19 protein-coding genes are annotated in these 23,250 nt (G+C 69.5%); 14 read left to right on the top strand and 5 right to left on the bottom strand.

The genetic code is table 11. From position 1 onward, the window contains the following. Positions 1-366: 366 nt before the first annotated feature. The 8 genes from ABZX79_RS19910 (at position 367) to ABZX79_RS19875 (ending at position 8,955) form a co-directional block, all read left to right on the top strand. Positions 367-2,685, top strand: a complete 2,319-nt coding sequence (locus tag ABZX79_RS19910) for a hypothetical protein (protein ID WP_355258972.1) — start codon at positions 367-369, stop codon at positions 2,683-2,685. Positions 2,686-2,713: 28 nt separating this feature from the next. Continuing rightward, entirely contained in the window at positions 2,714-3,562 is an 849-nt protein-coding gene (locus ABZX79_RS19905) for a hypothetical protein (RefSeq protein WP_355258969.1), read from the top strand. A gap of 253 nt (positions 3,563-3,815) precedes the next feature. Continuing rightward, entirely contained in the window at positions 3,816-4,049 is a 234-nt protein-coding gene (locus ABZX79_RS19900; protein ID WP_355258966.1) for a hypothetical protein, read from the top strand. A gap of 39 nt (positions 4,050-4,088) precedes the next feature. Beyond that, entirely contained in the window at positions 4,089-5,846 is a 1,758-nt protein-coding gene (frdA, locus tag ABZX79_RS19895; protein WP_355258963.1) for a fumarate reductase (quinol) flavoprotein subunit, read from the top strand. After that, positions 5,843-6,601: a succinate dehydrogenase/fumarate reductase iron-sulfur subunit gene (locus ABZX79_RS19890; protein WP_355258960.1), complete on the top strand. Its 759-nt coding sequence runs from the start codon at positions 5,843-5,845 to the stop codon at positions 6,599-6,601. The genes frdA and ABZX79_RS19890 overlap by 4 nt, the downstream gene beginning before the upstream one ends. Then, a complete protein-coding gene (locus ABZX79_RS19885; RefSeq protein ID WP_355258957.1) occupies positions 6,598-7,005 on the top strand; it encodes a hypothetical protein in 408 nt (135 codons plus the stop codon). The genes ABZX79_RS19890 and ABZX79_RS19885 overlap by 4 nt, the downstream gene beginning before the upstream one ends. A gap of 12 nt (positions 7,006-7,017) precedes the next feature. Beyond that, positions 7,018-7,368, top strand: a complete 351-nt coding sequence (gene frdD, locus ABZX79_RS19880) for a fumarate reductase subunit FrdD (RefSeq protein WP_355258954.1) — start codon at positions 7,018-7,020, stop codon at positions 7,366-7,368. Between the two features lie 411 nt (positions 7,369-7,779). Further along, a complete protein-coding gene (locus ABZX79_RS19875; RefSeq protein WP_355258951.1) occupies positions 7,780-8,955 on the top strand; it encodes an amidase domain-containing protein in 1,176 nt (391 codons plus the stop codon). Between the two features lie 33 nt (positions 8,956-8,988). Here the strand turns inward: ABZX79_RS19875 and ABZX79_RS19870 are convergent, their stop codons facing one another. After that, positions 8,989-9,657, bottom strand: coding sequence for a hypothetical protein (locus ABZX79_RS19870; protein WP_355258948.1), 669 nt, complete (start codon positions 9,655-9,657; stop codon positions 8,989-8,991). After that, a complete protein-coding gene (locus ABZX79_RS19865) occupies positions 9,650-10,180 on the bottom strand; it encodes a SigE family RNA polymerase sigma factor (protein WP_355258945.1) in 531 nt (176 codons plus the stop codon). The genes ABZX79_RS19870 and ABZX79_RS19865 overlap by 8 nt, the downstream gene beginning before the upstream one ends. A gap of 181 nt (positions 10,181-10,361) precedes the next feature. Here ABZX79_RS19865 and ABZX79_RS19860 point away from each other — a divergent pair, with 181 nt between their 5' ends. Beyond that, positions 10,362-10,841, top strand: a complete 480-nt coding sequence (locus tag ABZX79_RS19860; protein WP_355258942.1) for a VOC family protein — start codon at positions 10,362-10,364, stop codon at positions 10,839-10,841. On the opposite strand, the gene ABZX79_RS19855 is transcribed toward ABZX79_RS19860, so the two are convergent. Both ABZX79_RS19855 and ABZX79_RS19850 read right to left on the bottom strand, forming a co-directional pair. Further along, the gene (locus ABZX79_RS19855) at positions 10,826-12,232 is read right to left on the bottom strand and encodes a pyridoxal-dependent decarboxylase (RefSeq protein ID WP_355258939.1); all 1,407 of its coding nucleotides are present in this window, start codon (positions 12,230-12,232) and stop codon (positions 10,826-10,828) included. The two genes, ABZX79_RS19860 and ABZX79_RS19855, sit on opposite strands and share 16 nt — an antisense overlap. A 128-nt stretch (positions 12,233-12,360) precedes the next feature. Further along, positions 12,361-13,152 (bottom strand): FCD domain-containing protein, encoded by a 792-nt coding sequence (locus tag ABZX79_RS19850; RefSeq protein ID WP_355258936.1) that lies wholly within the window; start codon positions 13,150-13,152, stop codon positions 12,361-12,363. 188 nt (positions 13,153-13,340) lie between these two features. Between ABZX79_RS19850 and ABZX79_RS19845 the strand changes: the two genes are divergently transcribed. Beyond that, a complete protein-coding gene (locus ABZX79_RS19845) occupies positions 13,341-14,681 on the top strand; it encodes an MFS transporter (protein WP_355258933.1) in 1,341 nt (446 codons plus the stop codon). Positions 14,682-14,896: 215 nt separating this feature from the next. Here the strand turns inward: ABZX79_RS19845 and ABZX79_RS19840 are convergent, their stop codons facing one another. Continuing rightward, positions 14,897-16,258 carry an aminopeptidase P family protein gene (locus ABZX79_RS19840; protein ID WP_355259622.1) on the bottom strand — a complete coding sequence of 454 codons (1,362 nt, stop codon included), beginning with the start codon at positions 16,256-16,258 and terminating at the stop codon, positions 14,897-14,899. Between the two features lie 201 nt (positions 16,259-16,459). Between ABZX79_RS19840 and ABZX79_RS19835 the strand changes: the two genes are divergently transcribed. From ABZX79_RS19835 to ABZX79_RS19820, 4 genes are all read left to right on the top strand, one after another. Continuing rightward, positions 16,460-18,427 carry a zinc ribbon domain-containing protein gene (locus tag ABZX79_RS19835; RefSeq protein WP_355258930.1) on the top strand — a complete coding sequence of 656 codons (1,968 nt, stop codon included), beginning with the start codon at positions 16,460-16,462 and terminating at the stop codon, positions 18,425-18,427. Positions 18,428-18,746: 319 nt separating this feature from the next. Then, positions 18,747-19,763, top strand: coding sequence for a LacI family DNA-binding transcriptional regulator (locus tag ABZX79_RS19830; protein ID WP_355258927.1), 1,017 nt, complete (start codon positions 18,747-18,749; stop codon positions 19,761-19,763). Beyond that, on the top strand, positions 19,760-21,283 hold the full coding sequence (locus tag ABZX79_RS19825; RefSeq protein ID WP_355258924.1) for a sugar ABC transporter ATP-binding protein: 1,524 nt from the start codon (positions 19,760-19,762) through the stop codon (positions 21,281-21,283). Before ABZX79_RS19830 ends, ABZX79_RS19825 begins: the two co-directional genes overlap by 4 nt. Beyond that, complete coding sequence (locus ABZX79_RS19820) at positions 21,273-23,231, top strand: substrate-binding domain-containing protein (RefSeq protein WP_355258921.1); 1,959 nt, start codon at positions 21,273-21,275, stop codon at positions 23,229-23,231. Before ABZX79_RS19825 ends, ABZX79_RS19820 begins: the two co-directional genes overlap by 11 nt. Positions 23,232-23,250 lie beyond the last annotated feature (19 nt).

Here is a 23,250-nt window from a genome sequence, read left to right as displayed (position 1 = left end):
TCAGGGCCAACAGCCCAAGTGAATCGCCTGGTCAGGCCAGGTATGACAGGCCGAGTCGGCCCGCACCGGAGGCTGCGAGCTTCCGCGCTCCGCGCCCCGTTCTTACGTGAGTGGCCGTACCGGGCCACGGTGTAGCCCGGCGAGTGACGCCGGACGTTCGCGGAGACCTCGACACAGCGCGGGTCCCGCTGGGTCATCGACAGGCGTCGCCGGGGTGCGGAATCGGCCATTTCTGATGCCATTGAGCGTTTCCGGGTCGCGTGTGAACAGTGCTGCCATCATCGGATGCACGCTTCGTCGTTTGACGGAGTACGTTCAAAGAGGGGGACTCTCTTGAGACGGAAGTTATGCACCGCGTTACTCGCGGTGGCTCTGCTGAGTGGCGGGTTGGCCGCGGTGCCGGCGGCCGCCGGGGAAGCAGCGGGCAGCGTTGCCCGTACCGCTGCCTGCAAGGCCCAGCCAGACCGCGGTGAGCGCTGTGTGGGCGTCGCCGCCAAGTTCAACCACAAGATCTCCCTGAGCCGTTCGGCCAGTCTGTCGGTGAAGCTGGATCCCCGGATCGACATACCCGGCGCCCGGCTGGAGATCGACCTCCCCGCAGCCCTGCGGTTCGCCGGGGAACCGGACGGCTTCAAGGTCGCGCGCCACGCCTCCGCACTGCCGGACAACGGCGGTTCGGTGACCACGGCCGTACGCACCGTCGACCTGAGGGCGGGCCGCAGGGCGACGTACTCTCTGCCGGTCGAGGCCGTCAAAACCGGTGAACTCGCTGTACGCGTAAGGGTGCTGCCGCCCGAGGGGTACGGCGTGGCCATCGAAGAACCCGTCCTCCTTACGGTCGGCGAGAACCAGCAGTCCTCCCGGCTCGGCCTCGGCAAGGGCCCTTTCGCGGCCTCGTCCGTCCCCAAGGACGCCAAGCCCACCGCGCCCACCAAGCTGTCCGCCGAAGGACTCGGCACCAAGGGTCTCGCGGAGCCGCACTCCGACGACCCGGCAGCCGCCGGGGAACAGGGCACCGGCGCGTCGGCAGCACAGGCGCTGACCTGCGTACGCGGCTCCTTCAACTACCAGGACGCCGGCGGTGCCTGGCGCACCTCGGCCAACCTCCAGGTCCAGGTCTGGGACGAGGACCCCGCCAACAGTGACGACCTGCTGACCGTCGGCCTCACCGACGACAACGGCGCCTATCGGCTGTGCTTCGACAACAGCACCGACGCACGCGGCGGCCAGGACGTCTATCTCGTGTTCGTCACGCAGAACGGCCAGTGGGGCGTCGAGCGCGACGACGACGACGAATACGAGTTCCGCAGCGGACAGCGCGACAATCTGGGCGACGGAACCACCACCGACTTCGGTGCTCTGCACCCCACCGATGCCCGCCTCCACGGCTCGCTGCGCGCGTACAGCTGGGCCAATGCCGCCTCGGCGTGGACGCCCGGCGACTGCTGGGACTCCAAGGACACCGACTGCCGTCGCATCGACATGAACTGGCACCCGGACGACGACCCGGGCGGCTCCTTCTACCGCCCCGGCGAAGACGAGATCTACCTGGTGCCGCAGGACGCCGACGACCGCAATGTGGTCGCCCATGAAATTGGCCACGCGGTGATGGACGACGTCTACGACGACAACAACTTCGACACCCAGTGCCCGTCTCCGCACATCATCACCCAGACCTCCAGCCGGCCGTGCGCCTGGTCGGAAGGGTTCGGAGACTGGTACGGCGTGGCGGTCTTCAACGACCCCGTCTACGTCGACGGGGGCGCGGCGCCCTTCACCGTCGACTTCGACAACCACACCTGGGGAACCGGCGGCTGGGACAACGGCGACGCCGTCGAGGGCCGGGTGGCGGGCGCCCTCTGGGACCTGGTCGACGGGGCCGGCGAGGCGCCCTGGGACCAGTACGGGGAAGGCCTGACCAACGTCTGGAACACCTTCCTCAACCACAGGGACACCACCTTCCAGGAGTACTGGAACCACCGGGCCGGGGACGGCTACGAAGTGGGGGACGCGGCCCTCGGCAGCCTCTTCCAGAACACCATCGACTACGGCTTCCGTAACCCGCTCACGAACCACGTCCCGCTGGAACGCCCCACTCCCGAACCGGCCCACAACTACCGCTTCGACACCGTGAAGCGCTTCTGGTCCGTCGTCGCGGTGCGCCCGCCGGCCACCGCGGACTACGACCTGTCGCTCTACGACGACCGTGCGCAGAACCAGCTTCTGGGTTTCAGTGGCCAGTTGGCCGGCGTCACCGACTTCGTCGCGGTGAACTCCAACCGTCGTGAGGCAGGCGACTACTTCCCGCGGGTCAATGTCGTCAGCGGCACCGGTGACTACCGGATCGAGGCGGACGAGACCGAAGGCGTCTTCAGCGGCTCTCCGTCCGTCACCCTCGGAGCGGGCCGTCTCGCGGCGGTCTGGGACATCTGTCTGACCGCCGGCGAGAAGGCGACGTACACCGTGACCCCGTCCGATCCGGGCCAGGACGCGGAGCTCTTCGTCTTCGACGCGGACAAGGCCGGGGCCGACCATGTCGACTCCCGCGCAGGGGCCGCCGAGAGCGGCACGGCCAACGGCCCCGGCGGGCCGGAGTCGGTCACGGTCACCCTGCCGGAGGGCTGCCACGGCCTGGTGGTGGTCAACAAGGCCGGCAGCGGCACGTACACGCTGACCAAGTCCTGACTCCGGAAGCCAGGAAAGGCGCAGGCACATGAAGAAGAGGACGGGCGTACGGAACCGGAAGGTCCCGTACGCCCGTCCCACGCACATGCGTACAGCCCTGACCGCTCCCGCTCTGCTGATCACCTTCGTCGTACTCGGCACGTCCTGCGCCGCCCCGCAGGCACCCGCCGCCCCGGAGCCGCCCTCCGTCGGATCCACCGCACTCCTGGTCGGTGTACGGGCGATCCCAGGCACCCCGTCGCCGCAGACCCTGCGCACTCTGCCCCGGCTGTCGGTCTACGGGGACGGCCGTGTGGTCGCGCCGTCCGGCCGCAGGGGCGCCCTGCAGACGGCCACGATCCGCCGACTGTCCGAGGCGCGGGTGCGCGAGCTGTACGGGGACGCGTATACGACGGCCCGTTCTTCGGCCGCATCGCCGGAGGTGGTGGACGGTGGCGTGCTCGCGCTCACGGTCGCGGAAACACGACGTACCGGCACAGCCCGGCCCGCGTCGGTCGAACTGCCACTCCAAGCTGACGAGATCGGGGACTTCTACGAGCGGACGGACCCGGAGAAGTGGCCGGACAAGGCCTTCGAGGGCGGACCGCACCCCTATACACCGGCCTCGCTGGCTGTCTTCGCGACGCCGGCCGAGGACGCGGACGCGGCGCCGGTCGCCTGGCCGTACGACGACCCGGGCCGCACCGGTACCCCCACTCGCGAGGGCCAGTGCACGGTCCTCGCCGCAGACCCCGGCCGCGCCGCCCAGCGCCTGGCCCGCGCCGCCACTGCGACCACCGTCTGGCGGGCACCGGGCGGCCGGACGTACCACCTCGATTTCCGCCCACTGCTGCCGCACGAGCGCGGCTGTGCGGATCTGGGTGATCCTGGCGCCTGACGGCCTCGGGACAGGTCGTCAGGCCGCCGCGGAGTTCTCGGTTCCAGGGCGCCGCTCCTGAAACCGATCGTAGGCCGATCCAGTGCCGTGGAGGCCGCCCTGCCCGCTCTGCGGGGGCGGTCTGGCGGCGGTACGCTCACTGTGAGTGTCTGCGAAGGCCGGCGGAGACCCTGGTGTCCAAGGGAGCTCTGTAGCTACGGGCTGTGACGCCGCCGACGGCGTCGGCCGACCGCAGCCGTCGAGGAGGTGGGCGATGGTCGGCAACACCATTGACTTCACCGAAGAGCGGGCTCCGTGCGGCCGGATTGTCGGCGGGCTGCGCTACCAGGAGGACGACGACGCGGGCCTCTTCATCGACGAGGCGACATACGCGTGCGGCTGTCGTCGGATCCGTCACGAGTTCCATGACGGCAGCGTGCGTGTCAGTGCCGTCCGCCATGACGGCACAGTCCTGCCGGACGAGCACAGCGGCGAGCACGAAGTCTGACGGAGTGCGCACATCGAGTGCGTACATCAAGGTGGTGACATGACCGCTTCCTACGACGTCCTGGTGATCGGTGGCGGCGGGGCGGGACTGCGGGCAGCCATCGCCGTCGCGGAGACCGATCCGCGGCTGAGTGTGGCGGTCATCTCCAAGGTCTACCCGATGCGCAGCCACACGGTCTCGGCCGAGGGCGGGGCGGCCGCTGTCGCCGGCGCCGACGACAGCCTCGACGAGCACGCGTACGACACCGTGTCCGGCGGGGACTGGCTGTGCGACCAGGATGCCGTCGAGGCATTCGTCGAAGAGGCGCCCCGCGAGCTGCTCCGGCTGGAGCACTGGGGCTGTCCGTGGAGCCGCCAGGCGGACGGGCACATCGCGGTACGGGCCTTCGGCGGCATGAAGAAGATGCGCACCTGGTTCGCCGCGGACAAGACCGGGTTCCATCTCCTGCACACCTTGTTCCAGACCGCGCTGTCGTACCGGGACATCGTCCGGTACGACGAGTGGTTCGTCAGCACCCTGCTCGCCGACGACGGGAAGGTGCGCGGTGCGGTGGCGATCGAGCTGGCCACCGGCCGGGTCGAGACCATCACCGCCAACGCCGTGATCATGTCCACCGGTGGGTGCGGCCGTGTGTACCCCTTCACCACCAACGCCAACATCAAGACCGGCGACGGGATGGCCCTGGCCTACCGGGCGGGCGCACCGCTGAAGGACATGGAGTTCGTCCAGTACCACCCCACTGGTCTGCCGTTCACCGGGATCCTCATCACGGAGGCCGCCCGCGCCGAGGGGGGTCGGCTGCTGAACAAGGACGGCTACCGCTATCTGCAGGACTACGACCTCGGCAGACCGGAAACGGGGCCGGTGCTGCGCAGCATGGAGCTGGGGCCGCGCGACCGGCTGTCGCAGGCATTCGTGCACGAGCTCGACAAGGGCAGGACCGTCCCCACGCCGCACGGGCCGGTCGTCCACCTGGATCTGCGCCATCTCGGCGCGGAACTCATCGACGCCAAGCTGCCCTTCGTACGGGAACTGTGCTTGAAGTACCAGAATATCGACCCGGTCCGGGAACTGATCCCGGTGCGGCCCGTCGTCCACTACATGATGGGTGGCATCCACACCGACATCGACGGCGTGGCCGGCCTGGACGGCCTGTACGCCGCCGGTGAGGTGGCCTGCGTCAGTATCAACGGCGCAAACCGGCTGGGCTCCAACTCCCTCCCGGAGCTGCTGGTCTTCGGCGCCCGAGCGGGCCGGGCCGCCGCCGAGTCCGCCAGGGTGGCGGCGGGATCCGGCCCCAGTGCAGCCGTCCTCGCGCAGGCCCGCGACGAGCAGCGCCGGCTGGACCGCCTGGTCGCGCACCACGCCGGGGCCGATCGCCGGGAGCGCATCGCGGACATCCGTACCGCGATGCAGGACACGATGGAGCGCGGCGCCGGGATCTACCGGGACAGGGACTCCCTGGCCACGGCGGCCGAGGAACTGCGCGGGCTGCGAGAACGGTTCGGCGGTGCGGCCGTCGACGATCACAGCCGGACGTTCAACACCGACCTGATCGCCCTGCTCGAGCTGTCGTTCATGCTGGACGTGTCCGGAAGCATCGTCCACAGCGCGCTGCTGCGCGAGGAGTCGCGGGGCGCGCACCAGCGCACCGACTTCCCCGCGCGGGACAACCAGCGGTACCTGGCCCATTCGCTCATCCACCGTGAACCCGACGGCACCGAGCGGGTGGATTACCTGCCGGTGACCCTCACCCGCTGGTCCCCGGGCGAACGCGTGTACGGGAGGCAGTCATGACGGACCGGACAACGACGGACCGGATAACGCTCCAGGTCGCCCGCTACCGGCCGGAACAGGAGACCGAACCGACCTGGCAGTCCTACGAGGTGCCGCTGCGCAAGGAGTGGACGGTCCTCGACGGGCTCAACCACATCAAGGACAACCTGGACGGCACGCTCTCCTACCGCTGGTCCTGCCGGATGGGCATCTGCGGCAGCTGCGGAATGACCGTCAACGGCGAGCCTCAGCTGACCTGTTCCGCCTTCCTGACCGACTCCGCCCCCGGGCCCGTACGAGTCGAACCCCTCGCCAACTTCCCCGTGATACGCGATCTCGTCGTCGAGATCGGCGACTTCATGAACAAGCTGACCGAGGTCAGGCCCTGGATCATCCGCGAAGAGGAAAAGCCCCTCAGCGAGGGCGAGTTCCTGCAGACGCCGGACGAGATGGACGAGTACAAGAAGTACAGCATGTGCATCAACTGCATGCTCTGCTACTCGGCCTGCCCGGTGTACGCACTCGATCCCGACTTCGTGGGACCTGCGGCCATCGCTCTCGCCCAACGCTACAACCTGGATTCGCGTGACGAGGGAGCCGAGGACCGGAGGGATGTCCTGAACTCCGCCGAGGGCGTCTGGGCGTGCACCCTGGTCGGCGAGTGCAGCACAGCCTGCCCCAAGGGGGTCGACCCGGCCGGCGCGATCCAGCGTTACAAGCTCACGGCGGCCACGCGGTCGCTGAAGGACCTCCTGTGGCCGCGGGGGGCGAGATGAGCCAAACGCCGCAGACCCGCCGCCCGGCGCTGTACCGCAAGCCTGTCCCCACCCTCTGGTGGCTGAAGCGCCGCTCCTACTTCGTCTTTGTACTGCGGGAGCTCAGCAGCGTCTTCGTCGCCTGGTTCGTGGTGTTCCTGCTGCTCATGGTGGGGGCGATCGCCGACGGCAGCGGCGAGTACGAGCGGTTCCAGGACTGGAGCGACAACTGGTGGGTGATCGTGCTGAACGCGATCGCCCTGCTTTTCGTCCTGCTGCACACCCTCACGTGGTTCAACCTCGCGCCGCGGGCCATGGTGGTACGGCTGCGCGGCCGACGTGTCCGGCCGGGGTCGATCCTGGCACTGCACTACGTGCTGTGGGCGCTGCTGTCGGCGGCCACCGCATGGCTGATCCTGAGTTGAGTGGGTAGCGCGATGACCAAGAGATCGCCGGAACCGCTGCTGTGGCTGCTGTTCAGCGCGGGCGGAATGGCCGCCGCCCTACTGGTCCCCGTCCTGCTGTTCCTGTTCGGCATTGCATTCCCTCTGGGCTGGCTCCCGGCCCCCGAGCACGCGCACCTGCTCTCGGTGCTGCGGCACCCCGTCACCAAGGTGATCCTTTTCGGGCTGTGCGTGCTGTGCCTGTTCCACTGGGCACACAGGTTCCGCTACACGCTGTACGACGGGCTACAGCTCAAACGGCTGAGCAAGTTGATCAATGTGCTCTGCTACGGGGGCGCGGTACTGGGATCGGCCGCGGCCGGCTGCGTCCTGTTCCGGGTCTGACTGCTGCTGCTCAGGATCCGTCTCGTGCTGGAGGCGGTCCACGTCCACGGGCGTGACCGCCTTCGCGAACGGCAGGGCGTCCGCGTACACGCCGGTCACGGCGACGCAAGCACTGTCAGGAGTGGAAGAAGGTCAGTTGATGAGCCGCTCGGCCGATCCGCGACAACGCTCGGGAGCGTGCGCAGACTGGCCGAACCCAACCCCCGTTCCCTTACGGGCGCAGGATCCGAGGCTGGTAATCCCAACGTCGACCTCCGTGAGCTGAACCGTATATTTTCGGCCCCGTGTGACGAGTGCACCTCAAGGCGGCTCCGGTGTCGCTAGCGTCGTGTCCGACCACTTGGCGTACGCCGTCAACTCCCGTGGCGCAGGCGCCGCGTAGCGGGAGGCAGTCGACACAGGGGAGTACCAGTGATCATCCGCACAGCTATGCGGCGGGCGGCCATTGCCGCTGCCGTTACGGGGTTGGCCGCCTCGGTCCTCGCGAGCAGCCCCGCGCAGGCCGCGCAGCCCGCGCCCGCCGAGGACAAGGCACTGATCGAAGCCGCCAGGACGTACTTCGCCGGGGAGAACGCGATCACCGTGGACGGCGGTTCCACCGCCGCGAACGCGACGCGCAAGGCCCAGGACCTCGAGGTGGCCGCCACCTTCCGCGCCGTACGGGACGACCGCATGGAGGCCCGCGAGCAGCTGCACGGCATCAACGAACTGGCCGGCGTGCGCTATTCGGCCGTCGATACGGAGCTCACTCCGGTCGGCCGGGCCCGTACGCAGGGGGACACCGCGCGCCTCAGCGTGCGCGAGCACACGCAGTACACCTTCGCAGGCAGCAAGGACGAGCCGTACAGCTACACGGTGCGGCACAACCTGTCCTTCGCCCGGTCGGACGACGGCGGCTGGGTCCTTTCGAAGATCGCGACGCAGGACGGCCCGGCGAACCTCTCCACGCCGGAGAAGCTCGACCCGGCCGAGCTGAGTGCGGCCCGGAAGGCGGCCAAGGAGCTCCGTGCCGGGGCCGCCAAGGGCGAGAAGATCACCGACCCGGCCAAAAAGGCGTCCTCAGGGACGGGCGTGCGGGTGGCCGCGGCGTACGACTACAGCGCGATGGTGGACTTCGCCACGAAACACGCCACGCCGGTGCCGGAAGACAACGTCCCCTACGTGCGGGACACGAACGACTGCACGAACTTCATCTCGCACGCGCTGAAGGCCGGCGGCTGGGAGCGGGTCCTCGGCTGGTACCGGAGCGACTCGGCCTGGTGGTACACCGGCAACCCGTGGCCGCTGCCCAGGCACAGCTGGACCTGGGGCGGCGCGCCCAACTGGCAGCGCTTCGCGCGCGACGAGTCGAAGCGGGTGTACGAGCTGTCCGGGCCCTCCAGCCTGGCCATCGCCGACGTGGTGCAGTTCGAGATCTTCCGCTACAGCCCTCCGGGGCAGCCGGGTCACACCATGATGGTCACCGACTTCACGTCCGACTGGATGCCGAAGATGAGTTACCACTCCACGGACACGCTCAACAGGCCGCTCAGCGAGATCATCGCGGAGCGCAGCACCGGTGAGAAGTTCTGGTACTTCCGTACCTGAGCACCGCACGGCGGCGCGCCGCGGTGGCCGGGGCTACGGCTCGGTCACGGCGGCGCGCAGCCGCTCCCGTTCCACGGCGCCCTTCCCGCCGTCGGCGCACGTCAGCACCACCCGTCCGTCGTCGCCGAGCGGCAGCGCCTGCTCCGGGGCGAAGTGGAAGAGGTCGTCTCCCTTCCGGCTGTCGGGGCGTTCCGCCGGGTCGAGGAGCAGTACGTAGCGGCCGGGAGGCGGGAGTTGGACCTCAGCCGTCGGGTACCAGACGGTGACAGATCCGGAGGTCGGCACGCTGGTGCTGCCGTCCGCCAGCGCACCGTCGATGTCGAAGCGGAAGGCGGAACTGTGGGTGATGCCGTCGTCCACGTCGATACGGCCGGCGCGCAGCGTGCCGTACACCGGCCGATAGCCCTGCTCCTGACGGTCCCTGACCTTCTGAGCGGCGGTCTGCAGGCAATCGGCGGAGGCGGTCGGGGCCGGCTCGTCGTGCCCGCCGAAACCCCCGAACACCGTGGGGACAGTCACCGCCGCAGCGACGGCCGCGACCGCGGCCGTCGCGACCGCGAGGCGGCGGCGCAGCAGCCCGCGCCGCGCACGGGCGGTGAACGCCGCGCCCGGTGTGGCGACTTGACCCGGCGACGGCTCCGCGGCCGCCGCCAGCAGCCGCCGCACCTGCTCCTCCTCCTTCGGAAGCCGCTGGTCAGTCATCGGCGGAACCCCTCTCCTGGTCGAGCAAGGACGCACTGAGGAACCCCTGGTCGCGCAGGGCGGACAGGGCGCGGGCGGCACGGCTCTTGACCGTGCCGGGTGAGCAGCCCAGTACGTCGGCGATCTCCCGTTCGGTGAGCTGGTGGTAGAAGCGCAGTACGAGGACCGCCCGCTGCGCCGGAGGGATCGTCCGTAACAGCTCACGGACCGCGACGGCGGTCGTCACCTGGTCCTCATGGCCCGGACGGAGCATCTCCGGCACATGCTCGGCCGGTATCTCCGCACTCCACTGCCTGCGACGGTCCTTGATGAGCAGCCGGACCATCGTGGTGCGCGTGTACGCCTCGGCCGCCTCCAGCCGTCCGATCCGGTTCCAGGCGCGGTACGTGCGCAGCAACGCCTCCTGGGCCAGGTCCTCGGCCCGCGCACGGCCCCCGCCGGTCAGCAGCGTGGCCGTACGCAGAAGGGAGCCGTAGCGCGCGGCCATGAAGGCCGTGAACGCCTCATCCCTGCCGTTCCGCATCCCTGCGCCCCTCACTCGCCGACACCGATGCCGACACCGATGCCGACACCAACTCGGGTCAGCCTCACTCATCAGAGGCGCTGGGGGTGCGATGAGGTTCCATGGGGTTGGCGGAGCCGATGAGTTTGTGGCGCGTAATCGGTCTCTATGGGTACACACCGTTCATGCGCTGGAGGAACCGATGGTCAGCAAGGGATTCACCACTTGTCTGTGGTTCGACGGGCAGGCCGAGGAGGCCGCGAACCACTACGTTTCGATCTTCAAGGACTCCAAGCTCGGACGGGTCGGGCGCTATTCCGATGCCGGGCCCGGGCCTGTCGGCGACGTCATGTTCGTCGAGTTCGAGGCCAACGGGCAGAGGTTCATGGGGCTCAACGGCGGGCCGGAGTTCACCTTCAACGAGTCCATCTCGTTCCAGATCTTCTGCAGTGACCAGGACGAGCTGGACTACTACTGGAGCGCTCTCTCCGAGGGCGGCGCGGAGGTCGCCTGCGGGTGGCTGAAGGACAAGTACGGGGTGTCCTGGCAGGTCGTCCCTGACGGGCTCACTGAGATGATCAGCGACCCCGATCCGGAGAAGGCGAAGCGGACCACCGAGGCGATGCTCTCGATGGTCAAGTTCGACGTCGCAGCACTTCAGAGGGCCTATGCGGGGGAGTAGTCCGTAAGGGAGTGGTCCTCATTGAGCAGTGAGGCGAGTATTTCGCGGACTGTTTCCTCGGTGATGTCCGGGTGGAGGAAGGCGAGGCGGGCTACCGTTTCGCCCTCCCAGACGGTCGGGGTGATGAAGGCCGTTCCCGCGGACAGGAGTTTCTTCGACCAGGTGTAGTAGTCCGAGGGCTGCCAGCCCGCCCGGCGGATCAGGACCACCGTCAGTTCGGGCTCGCGGAGCAGTTCCAGGCCTTCCGTCTCGTCTACCAGGCGGGCCGTGCGGTGGGCCATCGCCGCTCCCTTGGCCACCGCGTCGCGGTACGCGTCTGTGCCGTGTACGGCGAGGGAGAACCACAGCGGCAGGCCGCGCGGGCGGCGCGTGAGGTGGTAGGCGTAGTCGCTCGGGTTCCACGGCTCGTCGGCGTCGTCGGGGGCGTCGGCTCCGTGGATGGCGTCCAGGTACGAGGCGTCCTGCGTGTGCACGGCGCGGGCCAGCTTCGGGTCGCGGTAGAGCAGGGCGCCGCAGTCGAAGGGCGCGAACATCCACTTGTGCGGGTCGACCACCAGCGAGTCCGCGTGCTCGATACCGCGCAGACGTTCCCGCAGTTCGGGGACGAAGAGCGCTCCGCCGCCGTACGCCGCGTCGATGTGCAGCCACAGGCCCCGGGCGCGGGTCTGCTCGGCCACGCCCGCCAGGTCGTCGATGATGCCGGCGTTCGTGGTGCCCGCTGTCGCGACAGCGGCAACGACCGGTGCGCCGCCGTCCCGCTCCGCGGCGTCCAGGGCTTTACGGAGGGCCTCGCCGGTCAGGCGGTGGTCCGTGGTGGGGACCACCAGCGCCTCTACGCCGAGGATGCGCAGCGTATTGCCGACCGAGGAATGGACCTGGTCGCTCACCGCGATCCGGACCGGCGCGCGCTCGTCCAGGCCCAGCCGGTGACGCCCGGTGTCGCGCGCGACGACGAGGGCCGACAGGTTGCCGGCCGAGCCGCCGCTGACGAAGCAGCCGCCGGCGGACGGCGGCATGCCCGCCAGGTCCGCGAAGAGAGCCAGCACCTGGTTCTCGGCGGCGACCGCGCCCGAGGCCTCCAGCCAGGAGACACCGTGCAGGGAGGACGCGGACAGCACCATGTCGAACAGGGCCGCCGCCTTGGTCGGGGCGCCGGGAATGAAGGCCAGGAACGCCGGGTGGTCGCAGGAGACGACGGTGGGCTCCAGTGCGCCGGTGTACGTCCGGAGTACGTCGGCGGGGGGCTGCGGGGCCGGGCCGATCGCGTCTTTCAGGGCCAGCGCCAGTTCCTGGTGGTCGCCCAGGCGGCCGAGCGGCGGCGGGTCCAGCCGGAGCCGGTGCAGGAGGTGGTCCATGACCTGCTGGGTGAGGTCCTCGTCGTAAGAGTGCACGGGGCGGTCTCTCCTGTCGGTCTATGGGGGCGCTGCCGGGAAGAAAGGATTGGGTTTGTAGTGGATCCATTTTGGAGGTTAGGTGGCTTCGGCGCGTGCGTCAATCGTCGCGGCGGGCGGCCGGGGTCTCAGTCCTGCGCGGCGAACTGCTCCAGCAGCGTCAAAAACTGGCGGTGCGAGTCGCGCAGGTGCTCCCGCATCCGGGCCTCGGCGGCGTCCCCGTCGCCCGACAGCACGGCCAGCGCGATCGCCTCATGCTCCTCCCGGAAAGCGAAGCCGAAGTCGCGGTCCGCCGGGTAGATCCGGCTCCAGTCCGAGCCCAGCCACAGGGCGTTGCCGCCCACGAACATCTCCGTGCGCGCCCGCGTCACCGCCTCCGTCAGCACCTCATTGCCGCCCGCGGCCGCGATGCCCAGGTGGAAGGCCGTGTCGACGCGGTGGTACTCGCCCAGGTCCGCGACCTTGGTGTCCAGCAGCGATACGAGCTTGCGCCGGTCTGCCCCCGCCCCGCGTTCGGCCGCCAGCCGCGCCGCGAACGGCTCGATCGCCTGCCGGTACTCCATGTAGTCCCGCAGCGATGCCCGGATGCCCGCGCTGATCGCGGCCCGCGCGCCGTCCCGGCCGCCCGGCCGCGCGGGTGTCACCCGGGTGCCGCCGGAGCGCCCCAGGGTCGTGGTGACCAGGCCTTCCTCGGCCAGCTCGCGCAGTGCCTGCCGCACGGTGTTGCGGCCCACGCCGAAAGTGGCGGCCAGCTCCCGCTCGGTCGGCAGCCGGTCGCCCGGCTCGAACCCGCCGAGCGCGATGCGCTGGCGCAGGGCCTCGGCCACCACCGCGTGCGATGCCGCGTGCCGACTGCCGTTCGCCGGCGCCTGCGGTGTCGTCTGCTCGTCGCTGTTCTTGCTGCTCTTGCTGCCGCTCATGTGCGCGCTCTCCCCGGTCGCCAGGGTCACGCGCCTCCCGTCGTGCCCCTCTCGTAGCCATGTTATTGGACTTTGGCTGGATCCTATTGACACCCGTACAGGCGGCCCTTAGCGTCGCCCCATTCGCTTTGGGTCCCCGCTGAGCCCAATGTCTGACCCCACTGGGTTGGCCGTGAAGGAGTACGCGCATGAGCACAGCCACAGGTGCCGAAACGGCCCCAGGATCCCGGCGCCGGTCCAACCCCTGGAAGGTCGCCGGAGCCTCACTCATCGGCACCAGCGTCGAGTGGTACGACTTCGGCATCTACGCCACGGCCGCCGCCCTCGTCTTCCCCGAACTGTTCTTCCCCGACATGAGCCGCGCACTGGGCACCCTCATGTCGTTCACGACGCTCTTCGTCGGATCACTCGGACGCCCCCTCGGCGCCATCCTCTTCGGACACATCGGTGACCGCTACGGCCGCAAGCGCGCCCTCATCTGGTCGATGACCCTGATGGGCGTCGCCACCTTCTGTATCGGGCTGCTCCCCGGCTACGCCTCCATCGGCGTCGCCGCGCCCCTCCTTCTCGTACTCATTCGCATGATCCAGTCCCTCGCCGTCGGCGGCGAGTGGGGCGGCGCGGTGCTGTTCGCCGTCGAGCACGCCCCGCCGCGACGCAAAGCGTTCTTCGGCTCCTTCCCCCAAGTCGGCGACGGCGTCGGCTACTTCCTCTCCACCGGCGTCTTCGCCCTGGTGGCGATGCTGGGCCATGACGCGCTCGTCGGCTGGGCCTGGCGCATTCCCTTTCTGCTGTCGGCTGTGCTGGTTCTCGTGGGTCTGGTGATACGCCGCACCATGGAGGAATCTCCGGAGTTCGAAGCCGCGCGTCTCGCGGAGCGGAAAGAGGAGAAGCAGGCGACGCCGTTCGTCGCCGTCGTCCGTGACGCCTGGAAGACCTGGCTGCTGGCCTCCGGCGCCTTCCTCGTCACCGTCGGCGGCTACTACATCGTCGTCACTTTCATGTCGACGTACGCCGTCACCGAACTCGGCTTCACCGACTCGCAGGCGGCGGGCGCCGGCACGGCCGCGGCCGTCGTGGTCATCGTGTGCACCCCGCTCGCCGCCCTTGCCGCCGACCGCTTCGGCCTGCGTAAGGTGACGCTCACCGGCATCCTGCTCCACGTGGTCGTCGCCTTCCCGATGTTCTGGCTGGTCGACACCCGCTCGGTGACGGGGCTGTGGCTGGCCATGTGCCTGCCGATGCTCGCCAGCACCATCGCGTACGCCTCGATCGGCACCCTCATCTCCGGCTGGTTCGCGCCCCGCGTCCGCTATACGGGCCTGTCCATGAGCTTCCAGACGGCCGGCCTCCTCGGCACTTTGGCGCCCGCCGCGGTGACCTGGCTGTTCAGTGCCTCCGGGAACTCCTGGACGCCGGTCGCGCTGGCCTTCGCGGGCATGGCGTTGGTCAGCGCGGTCTGCCTGATGGTCTGCGACCCGGCCCGTCGGGGTACTGGTGCGGTGGCAGAGGGCTCGACTGCCGGCTGACCCCGGTGGGTGCCTTGAGTGGGCAAGCCCCCAGCCCCCGCAGACGCCCTACGGGCGTGTCCTCAAACGCCGGACGGGCTGGATTTTGCACCCGCCCCTCACGCGGCGGAGCCGCAAAATGTCACAGCGGGAAGGGGCGGGTAGGGGATAAGCCCCGCGCAGCGGCCCACCCGCCCGCCCCCCTGCACGCAAGCGCTGAAAGGTGCGTCGGCCCGTTATCGCGGCGCCGTGAGCTCCCGCATCCACGCCTCGACCTCCGCAGACGCGCGCGGCAGGCCCGCCGAGAGGTTCTCGTTGCCGTCGGCGGTGACCAGGATGTCGTCCTCGATACGCACCCCGATGCCCCGGTACTCCGCCGGCACCGTCAGATCGTCGGGCTGGAAGTACAGGCCCGGCTCGACGGTCAGCACCATGCCCGGCTCGAGCGTTCCGTCGACGTACGCCTCGGTGCGCGCCGTCGCGCAGTCGTGTACGTCGAGCCCCAGCATGTGGCCCGTGCCCGCCATGGTGAAGCGCCGCTGCAAGGCCAGCTCGTACACGCGCTCGGCGGGGCCCTCCAGCAGGCCCCACTCGACGAGCTTGTCCGCCAGGTGCCGCTGCGCCGCCTCGTGGAAGTCCCGGTAGCGCGCTCCGGGCCGCACCGCGTCGATGCCGGCCTGCTGCGCCTCGTACACCGCGTCGTAGATCTTGCGCTGAAGAGGGGTGAAGGTGCCGTCGATGGGCAGGGTGCGGGTCACGTCGGCGGTGTAGAGGGTACGGGTCTCCACGCCGGCGTCGAGGAGGAGCAGTTCGCCGGGTCGTACGTCGCCGTCATTGCGCACCCAGTGCATGATCGTCGCGTGCTCGCCCGCGGCGCAGATGGAGCCGTAGCCCACGTCGTTGCCCTCCAGGCGCGCCCGGCGGAAGAACGTTCCCTCGATCCACCGCTCCGAGGTGGCGACCGCGGTGGCCAACTCCCGTACGACATCGGTGAAACCGCGGACCGTCGAGTCGCACGCCTTGCGCAGCTCGCCGATTTCCCACTCGTCCTTGACCAGGCGCATCTCGGACAGGGCGGTCTTGAGGCCGGTGTCGCGCTCTTCGTCCGTGTCGACCACGGCTTCGAGCGCGGCGTCGTAACCGCGCACGATCCGGGTGGGTGCCTCGCGGGCGGCGCGCAGCTCGTCGGCGGCCCCGCGGACGTCCCGGCAGGGCAGGCCGAGCAGCGTCGCGGCCTCGGCGAGGCTGTTCCGGCGGCCGACCCACAGCTCGCCCTTGGCGGCGCCCTGCCAGAACTCGCCGCTCTCGCGGTCGGAGCGGGGGAGGAGGTACGCGGTCGCCTCGTGGCCGCCGTCCGCGAGCGGTTCGAGGACCAGCACCGCGTCCTCGGTCTGGTCGCCGGTGAGGTGGACGTACTCGCTGGAGGGGCGGAAGGGGTAGTGGCTGTCGTTGGCGCGCACCTTGAGGTTCCCGGCCGGGATCACCAGGCGCTCGCCGGGGAAGCGGGCCGAGAGCGCGGCGCGGCGCTTGGCCGCGTACGGGGTCTGCTCGGCCGGTTCGAGGTCGCGCCGCTCGGTGTCGGCCCACCCCGTCTTCATCAGTGAGGCCAGTTCGTCGGAGACGCTCGGATAGAGGCTCACATAGTTCCTTAGGTGTCCGTAGCGATTCGTTGTCTGTTGTCGTCGTGGTGCCCGGTATCCGTGGGTGCCGGATATGGGTTCGGGGAGCGAATGAGTGACCTTTTGCGTGAGGTGTCGTTGATCGGATGACAGCATCTGCGGCGGTGGGGAGGGTGGGCGATGGGGCGGAAGGTGCCGCTCGCTCTGGGCGAGACCGCCCGGACCGCTTGCGCTACTGGCCTGCTGCGTACCGGTGTGGTGGAGAAGACCGGTGAGCTCCTGCCCGCCGCTGTGCTGGCGGAGCGGGTCGGCTGGTGTACCGCTCTGGTGTCCGGCATGACCGCCGGTCTGCTGGCCGAGCACTGGAACACCGCTGATGTGGACGTGCTGGCCTCGGGCGAGGACGCAGGGGGCAGGAAGCTGCCGTCGAATGCGTGGATGGCGCTGCGCCGCCTCGGGTGGGCCACGGCACCGCCAGAGGGCATCAAGGTCAATGACCGGATCGTGCGCATGGCGCAGGAGCAGGCCGGACGTGTTCTGCGGTCGGCGAAGTGGCGTGCCGACCTGACCGCCGGGGTCCTCGGCCCGTGGCCCGCCGATCCGGCGAAGCGCACTGTCGAGGAGTGGGACCTGGTGCGTGAGGTGGTGCCCGGCGGGCGGTATCTGCCGTCCAACGTCATCGCCTCCCGCACCCGCCAGATCACCGCCTTCGCCAAGAAGCATCGCCGGATGCCCGCCGATGTGTTCGAGATGGAGAGCGTGCCACGGACAGCGTGCATGCTGCTGCTCTCGGCGTGTGACGGGCAGCAGGCCACCCTCGAACGCGCCGACGAACCGGGCCGGGCGCTGCTGCGGTTGCAGCTGCCCACCCGTCCTGATCCGCGCTCCTACAAGGATTGGACATGGGTTGCCTGCCCCATCAAGCTGCCGCCCACGGTCCCGGCCTCGGCGGTGCTGCACCTGCCCACCCTCCGTATCCGTCAGGGCCGCGTTCGTGTCGATCTCGCCTACAGCCACCCTGTTGCGAAGGCTGCCCGCACCGGTCACAAGGTCGCGCTGGGGGTGGACTGGGGCCTGAACACCCTGCTGTCCGCCGGGGCCGCCCGGCTGCACGATGACGGACAGATCACCGCTCTCGGCGCTGGGGGCATGTTCCGGGCCGCCGGTGTCCTGGCTAAGCAGCACCGCTTGCGCCGCGAGAGTGAGTGCCTGCACGCCAAGGCCGACCACTACCAGCGGCTCATCGGGGGCAACGCCGGCCATCCACTGGCGGCCAGGCATACCGTTGTGACCGACGAGATCCGCTGCGTGTCCGACCGGCGCTCGCACCTCAATGACGCCCTCGCATGGGCTGCCGCACGCTGGGCCGTGGACCAGGCCATCACCGCTACGGCAACCGTCATCTATGTCGAAGACCTTCGCTCCATGGAAGCGCGGGGCATGGGCCGCAGCATCAACACCCGCCTCTCCCAGCAGGTGCGCGGGCGAATCGTGGACCGGATACGGCACCTTGCCGCCGAAGTGGGTATCGCCGTCGTCACCGTCCCGGCCCGCAACACCTCCAAGCACTGCCCGCAGTGTCTTATCCCGCTGCGGCACTGCAAGGCTCCTGACCGGCCCACCACGCCGGGATGGAAATGGGCCCTGTGCCCGTCCTGCGGCTGGCAGGGAGACCGTGATCAGGGCGCGTGGCAGCGCATCGCATCGCGCGGCCTGACCCACCAGGCCAAAACCGTCACCAACCGTGCCGACGGCACCATGGTGATCCGCACGGTCGTGGACACCCTCGAAACCCGCGCGGTCGTCACACCGACCGCGCCGAAGACCAGCCGGGACCGGTCCAAGGCCCGCCCCACCCGGCGACAGGCAACACGCCCCGCGCCCAGGCGACGCAGGGCACCCTCCCCCACCGGCCCTTCGGGACCGACGGGCAAGCGTCCGGAGGGACACGCTCACACGGACCGGCCCCGGCTGCCCCGCGGAGCCCACCGGAACCAGGACGTGACAACAATCAGCACACCCACCAACCGGCATCAGCCGCGAGGAGCAGCACGGGGCGCAGGCTTCCACCTGCACGCCCACGCTACCGCTCCACGGTGGGCAGTCCCGTTGCCAGACACTACGTCTGACATGGGATCACTTAACTGATTAGAGACGCTGTTCTTACGGCCCTTGGACACGCGGAACCCTTTCCCTGTCGCTTGCTCCTGCTGACGGGGCTCAGCGTAGAGACGCTTGGGCCGGAGTGGGGCGTCGGCCGATCAGGCATCCATCCCGCCCCGCCCGCCCGTGCTCATGTGAGTGCGACTTCGTCACGATCTGGTCTCGCTGTGCCCCGGAGGTCTTGATTCCGGGGCATGTAATCGTTTCCAATCACCCGTGTAATCGATTCCACGGGTGAGAGGGCTTCGGCCGACCGCGCCCCAAGAATCGAGGCTCACCGAAACCACAAGGAGGTGGTCCGGCAGTGGCGAGCATCAAGGATGTCGCGGCTGAGGCGGGCGTGTCCGTTGCCACGGTCTCGCGTGTCCTCAACAGTCATCCGTCCGTCAGCCCCGACGCGCGCACCCGCGTCCTCGCCGCCGTCGACGCGCTCGGCTACCGGCCCAACGCCGTGGCCCGCTCCCTGCGCACCGACCAGACCCGCACCCTCGGACTGGTCATCAGCGACGTACTCAACCCGTACTTCACCGCGCTGGCCCGCTCCGTCGAGGAAGCGGCCCGCGCCCTCGGCTACAGCGTCATCATCGGAAACGCCGACGAGCGGCCCGAGTTGCAGGACCACCACGTCCGTACGCTCCTCGACCGCCGCATCGACGGGCTCCTGGTGTCTCCCGCCGACGGAGGCTCCCCGCAGATACTCGACGCGGCGCGCGGCGGCACCCCCATGGTCTTCGTGGACCGCTGGATTCCGGGTGTGGACGTACCCGTCGTGCGCGCCGACGGCTGTCCTGCCGTACGTGACCTGGTCGCCCACCTCCACCGCCTCGGCCACCGCAAGCTCGCCATCATCGCGGGCCCGGCGGCCACCACCACGGGCAGGGAGCGCGTCGAAGCCTTCCGCGAGGCGCTCAGGGAGCACGGACTTCCGCTGCCCGACGCCTACATCGGCCAGGGCGACTTCCAGGCGGACAGTGGGCGGCGCGCCACCGAGCGTTTCCTCGCCCTGCCCGAGCCGCCCGAAGTCGTCTTCGCCGCCGACAACCTGATGGCGCTCGGCGCCCTCGACGCGATCCGCGCGCGCGGCATGCGCGTTCCGCAGGACATCGGGCTCGCCGCCTTCGACGACATCCCGTGGTTCGTCCACACCGACCCGCCGATCACCGCCATCGCCCAGCCGACCGGCGAGCTGGGCCGGGCCGCCGTACGGGCGCTCGTCGACCTCATCGAGGGCCGGCCCCCGCAGTCCGTCACCCTTCCCGCCCATCTCGTCGTACGCCGGTCCTGCGGCGAGGCCGAGCAAAGCCAGAGGAGCAACCTGTGAGCAGCCAGGACGAGTTGCTGCGCATCGAAGGCATACGCAAAACCTTCCCCGGCGTCATCGCGCTCGACTCCGTCGACTTCGACCTGCGGCGCGGCGAAGTGCACGTCCTGCTCGGTGAGAACGGCGCCGGGAAAAGCACGCTGATCAAGATGCTCTCCGGCGCCTACCGGCCCGACAGCGGCCGGATTCTCGTCGACGGGAACGAGGTGCGCGTCCAAGGGGCGCAGGACGCCGAGCGGCTCGGCATCGCCACCATCTACCAGGAGTTCAACCTGGTGCCCGAGCTGACCGTCGCCGAGAACATCTTCCTCGGCCGCCAGCCCCGCCGCTTCAAGATGATCGACCGCAAGCGGATGGAGGCCGACGCGCACGAGCTGCTGAAGCGGGTCGGCGTGCGGGTGTCGCCGAAGGCCAAGGTGCGCGAACTGGGCATCGCCCAGCTCCAGATGGTGGAGATCGCCAAGGCGCTCAGCCTCGACGCGCGCGTACTCATCATGGATGAGCCGACCGCCGTCCTGACCAGCGGAGAAGTGGACAAGCTCTTCCGTATCGTGCGGCAACTGCGCGAGGACGGGGTGGGGATCGTCTTCATCACCCACCACCTCGAAGAGATCGCGGCGCTCGGAGACCGCGTCACCGTTCTGCGCGACGGCCGCAGCATCGGCCAGGTGCCCGCCTCCACGCCCGAGGACGAGCTCGTACGCCTGATGGTCGGGCGCAGCATCGAGCAGCAGTATCCGCGCGAACGTCCGGAGGACGCGGGGGATGCGTTGCTCTCCGTCCGTGGGCTGACGCGCAACGGCGTCTTCCACGACGTCACCTTCGACGTCCACGCCGGTGAGGTCGTCGGCCTCGCCGGTCTCGTCGGCGCCGGACGCACCGAGGTCGTACGCGCGGTCTTCGGCGCCGACCCCTACGACGCCGGAAGCGTCGAGGTGCGCGGCGAGCGGCTCGGCAAGGGCGACGTGAACGCCGCCATGGGCGCCGGGATCGGGCTCGTACCCGAGGACCGAAAAGGGCAGGGGCTGCTGCTCGACGCCTCCGTGCAGGAGAACCTCGGCCTGGTCACGCTGCGTTCGGCCACCCGCGCCGGCCTTGTGGACCGCAAGGCTCAGCGCGTGGCCGCCGCCCGGATCGCCGAGCAGCTGGGCGTACGGATGGCAGGCCTCGGCCAGCAGGTCCGTACCCTCTCCGGCGGCAACCAGCAGAAGGTCGTCATCGGGAAGTGGCTGCTCGCCGACACCAGGGTGCTGATCCTCGACGAGCCGACGCGCGGTATCGACGTCGGCGCCAAGGTCGAGATCTATCAGCTCATCAATGAGCTGACCGCTGCCGGGCATGCCGTCCTGATGATCTCCAGCGACCTCCCCGAGGTCCTCGGCATGAGCGACCGGGTGCTGGTCATGGCCCAGGGCCGGATCGCCGGCGAACTCCCCGCGCACGAAGCGACCCAGGACGCGGTAATGGCGCTGGCCGTGAACGTAACCAAGAACGAAGTGGAGGGCTCCCGTGGCCACTGACACACTCAAGAGCAACACGGGCGCGAGCGCCGGCGCCGCGAGCGCCGTCCGCCGCATCCTGCTCGACAACGGTGCGCTGAGTGCCCTGGTGGTTCTGGTAGTGGCGATGTCGCTGCTGTCCGGCGACTTCCTGACCACGCAGAACCTGCTCAATGTGGGTGTGCAGGCCGCCGTGACGGCGATCCTCGCGTTCGGCGTCACGTTCGTCATCGTCTCGGCCGGCATCGACCTGTCGGTCGGATCGGTGGCCGCCCTCTCGGCGACCGTCCTCGCCTGGATGGCCACGTCCGAAGGCGTCCCGGTGTGGATCGCGGTGATTCTGGCCGTCGGTACGGGCATCGCCTGCGGCCTCGTCAACGGAGCCCTCGTCTCGTACGGGAAACTCCCGCCGTTCATCGCCACCCTGGCCATGCTCTCGATCGGGCGCGGTCTTTCTCTGGTCATCTCGCAGGGCAGCCCGATCGCGTTCCCCGACTCCGTGTCGGTGCTGGGCGATACGCTCGGCGGCTGGCTGCCGGTGCCGGTTCTCGTGATGATCGCGATGGGGCTCGTCACCGCCCTCATCCTCGGGCGTACGTACATCGGACGCTCGATGTACGCGATCGGCGGCAACGAGGAAGCTGCCAGGCTCTCCGGCCTGCGCGTCAAGCGGCAGAAGCTCGTCATCTACGCCCTGTCCGGCCTCTTCGCCGCCGTCGCGGGCATCGTCCTCGCGTCCCGCCTGGTCTCCGCGCAGCCGCAGGCCGCGCAGGGTTACGAGCTGGACGCGATCGCCGCGGTCGTCATCGGCGGCGCCAGCCTGGCGGGCGGCGTCGGCAAGGCGTCCGGCACGCTGATCGGCGCGCTCATACTCGCCGTACTGCGCAACGGCCTGAACCTGCTGTCCGTTTCCGCCTTCTGGCAGCAGGTCGTCATCGGCGTCGTGATCGCGCTCGCGGTTCTGCTGGATACGCTGCGGCGGCGGGCCGGTGGGGGATCGGCGGCCCCCTCGGCTTCGTCGGGTGCGTCCGGGAACGGGCGTAAAGGCGCGGCGAAACTCGCCGTCGGCGCGGTGTGCGTGGCGGCCGTCGTGGGAGGCGTGTCCTTCTTCAACTCCGGCTCGCCGGGTACGACCACCAAGATCAGCATGTCGCTGTCCACCCTCAACAACCCCTTCTTCGTACAGATGAAGGAGGGCGCTCAGGCGGAGGCCAAGGACGCGGGTATCGACCTCACCGTGACGGATGCGCAGAACGACGCCTCCCAGCAGGCCAACCAGCTCCAGAACTTCACCGGCGAGGGCGTGAAGTCGATCATCGTCAATCCGGTGGACTCGGATGCGGTCGGCCCCGCCGTACGGGCCGCCAACAAGGCCGACATCCCGGTGGTCGCCGCCGACCGGGGCGTCAACAAGGCCGACACCGCCACGCTCGTCGCTTCCGACAACGTCGCGGGCGGCAAGCTCGCCGCGAAGACGCTGGCCGAGAAGCTCGGCGGCAAGGGCGAGATCGTCGTGCTGCAAGGCACCGCCGGCACCTCCGCCAGCCGCGAACGCGGCAAGGGCTTCGCCGAGGGGCTCAAGGCGTACCCGGGCATCAAGGTCGTCGCGACCCAGCCCGCGGACTTCGACCGCACCAAGGGCCTGGACGTCATGACCAACCTGCTCCAGTCCAACCCCGGGATCAGCGGCGTCTTCGCCGAGAACGACGAGATGGCGCTCGGCGCGGTCAAGGCGCTCGGCAGCAAGGCGGGCAAGTCGGTGGACGTCGTCGGCTTCGACGGAACGCCGGACGGGCTGAAGGCGGTTGAGAGTGGCACGCTGTACGCGTCCGTGGCTCAGCAGCCGAAGGAGCTCGGGAAGATCGCCGTTCGGAGCGCGGTCAAGGCGGCGCAGGGCAAGAAGGTCGACAGCATGGTGAAGGTGCCGGTCAAGGTCGTGACGAAGAAGAACGTCGCTGACTTCTCTTGACGGCGCATGACGAAAGCAG

The organism is Streptomyces sp. NPDC002994, assembly GCF_040611155.1.
In the GTDB taxonomy this organism is placed as follows: Bacteria; Actinomycetota; Actinomycetes; order Streptomycetales; family Streptomycetaceae; genus Streptomyces.
This window is presented reverse-complemented; position numbering and strand designations above follow the sequence as displayed.

Excerpts from the sequence above, each read along its gene's own strand:
- ABZX79_RS19905 (WP_355258969.1), top strand. The coding sequence starts at position 2,714 with ATGAAGAAGAGGACGGGCGTACGGAACCGGAAGGTCCCGTACGCCCGT.
- ABZX79_RS19900 (WP_355258966.1), top strand. The coding sequence starts at position 3,816 with ATGGTCGGCAACACCATTGACTTCACCGAAGAGCGGGCTCCGTGCGGC.
- frdA (WP_355258963.1), top strand. The coding sequence starts at position 4,089 with ATGACCGCTTCCTACGACGTCCTGGTGATCGGTGGCGGCGGGGCGGGA.
- ABZX79_RS19890 (WP_355258960.1), top strand. The coding sequence starts at position 5,843 with ATGACGGACCGGACAACGACGGACCGGATAACGCTCCAGGTCGCCCGC.
- ABZX79_RS19885 (WP_355258957.1), top strand. The coding sequence starts at position 6,598 with ATGAGCCAAACGCCGCAGACCCGCCGCCCGGCGCTGTACCGCAAGCCT.
- frdD (WP_355258954.1), top strand. The coding sequence starts at position 7,018 with ATGACCAAGAGATCGCCGGAACCGCTGCTGTGGCTGCTGTTCAGCGCG.
- ABZX79_RS19870 (WP_355258948.1), bottom strand. The coding sequence starts at position 9,657 with ATGACTGACCAGCGGCTTCCGAAGGAGGAGGAGCAGGTGCGGCGGCTG.
- ABZX79_RS19865 (WP_355258945.1), bottom strand. The coding sequence starts at position 10,180 with ATGCGGAACGGCAGGGATGAGGCGTTCACGGCCTTCATGGCCGCGCGC.
- ABZX79_RS19860 (WP_355258942.1), top strand. The coding sequence starts at position 10,362 with ATGGTCAGCAAGGGATTCACCACTTGTCTGTGGTTCGACGGGCAGGCC.
- ABZX79_RS19850 (WP_355258936.1), bottom strand. The coding sequence starts at position 13,152 with ATGAGCGGCAGCAAGAGCAGCAAGAACAGCGACGAGCAGACGACACCG.
- ABZX79_RS19845 (WP_355258933.1), top strand. The coding sequence starts at position 13,341 with ATGAGCACAGCCACAGGTGCCGAAACGGCCCCAGGATCCCGGCGCCGG.
- ABZX79_RS19840 (WP_355259622.1), bottom strand. The coding sequence starts at position 16,258 with ATGAAGACGGGGTGGGCCGACACCGAGCGGCGCGACCTCGAACCGGCC.
- ABZX79_RS19835 (WP_355258930.1), top strand. The coding sequence starts at position 16,460 with ATGGGGCGGAAGGTGCCGCTCGCTCTGGGCGAGACCGCCCGGACCGCT.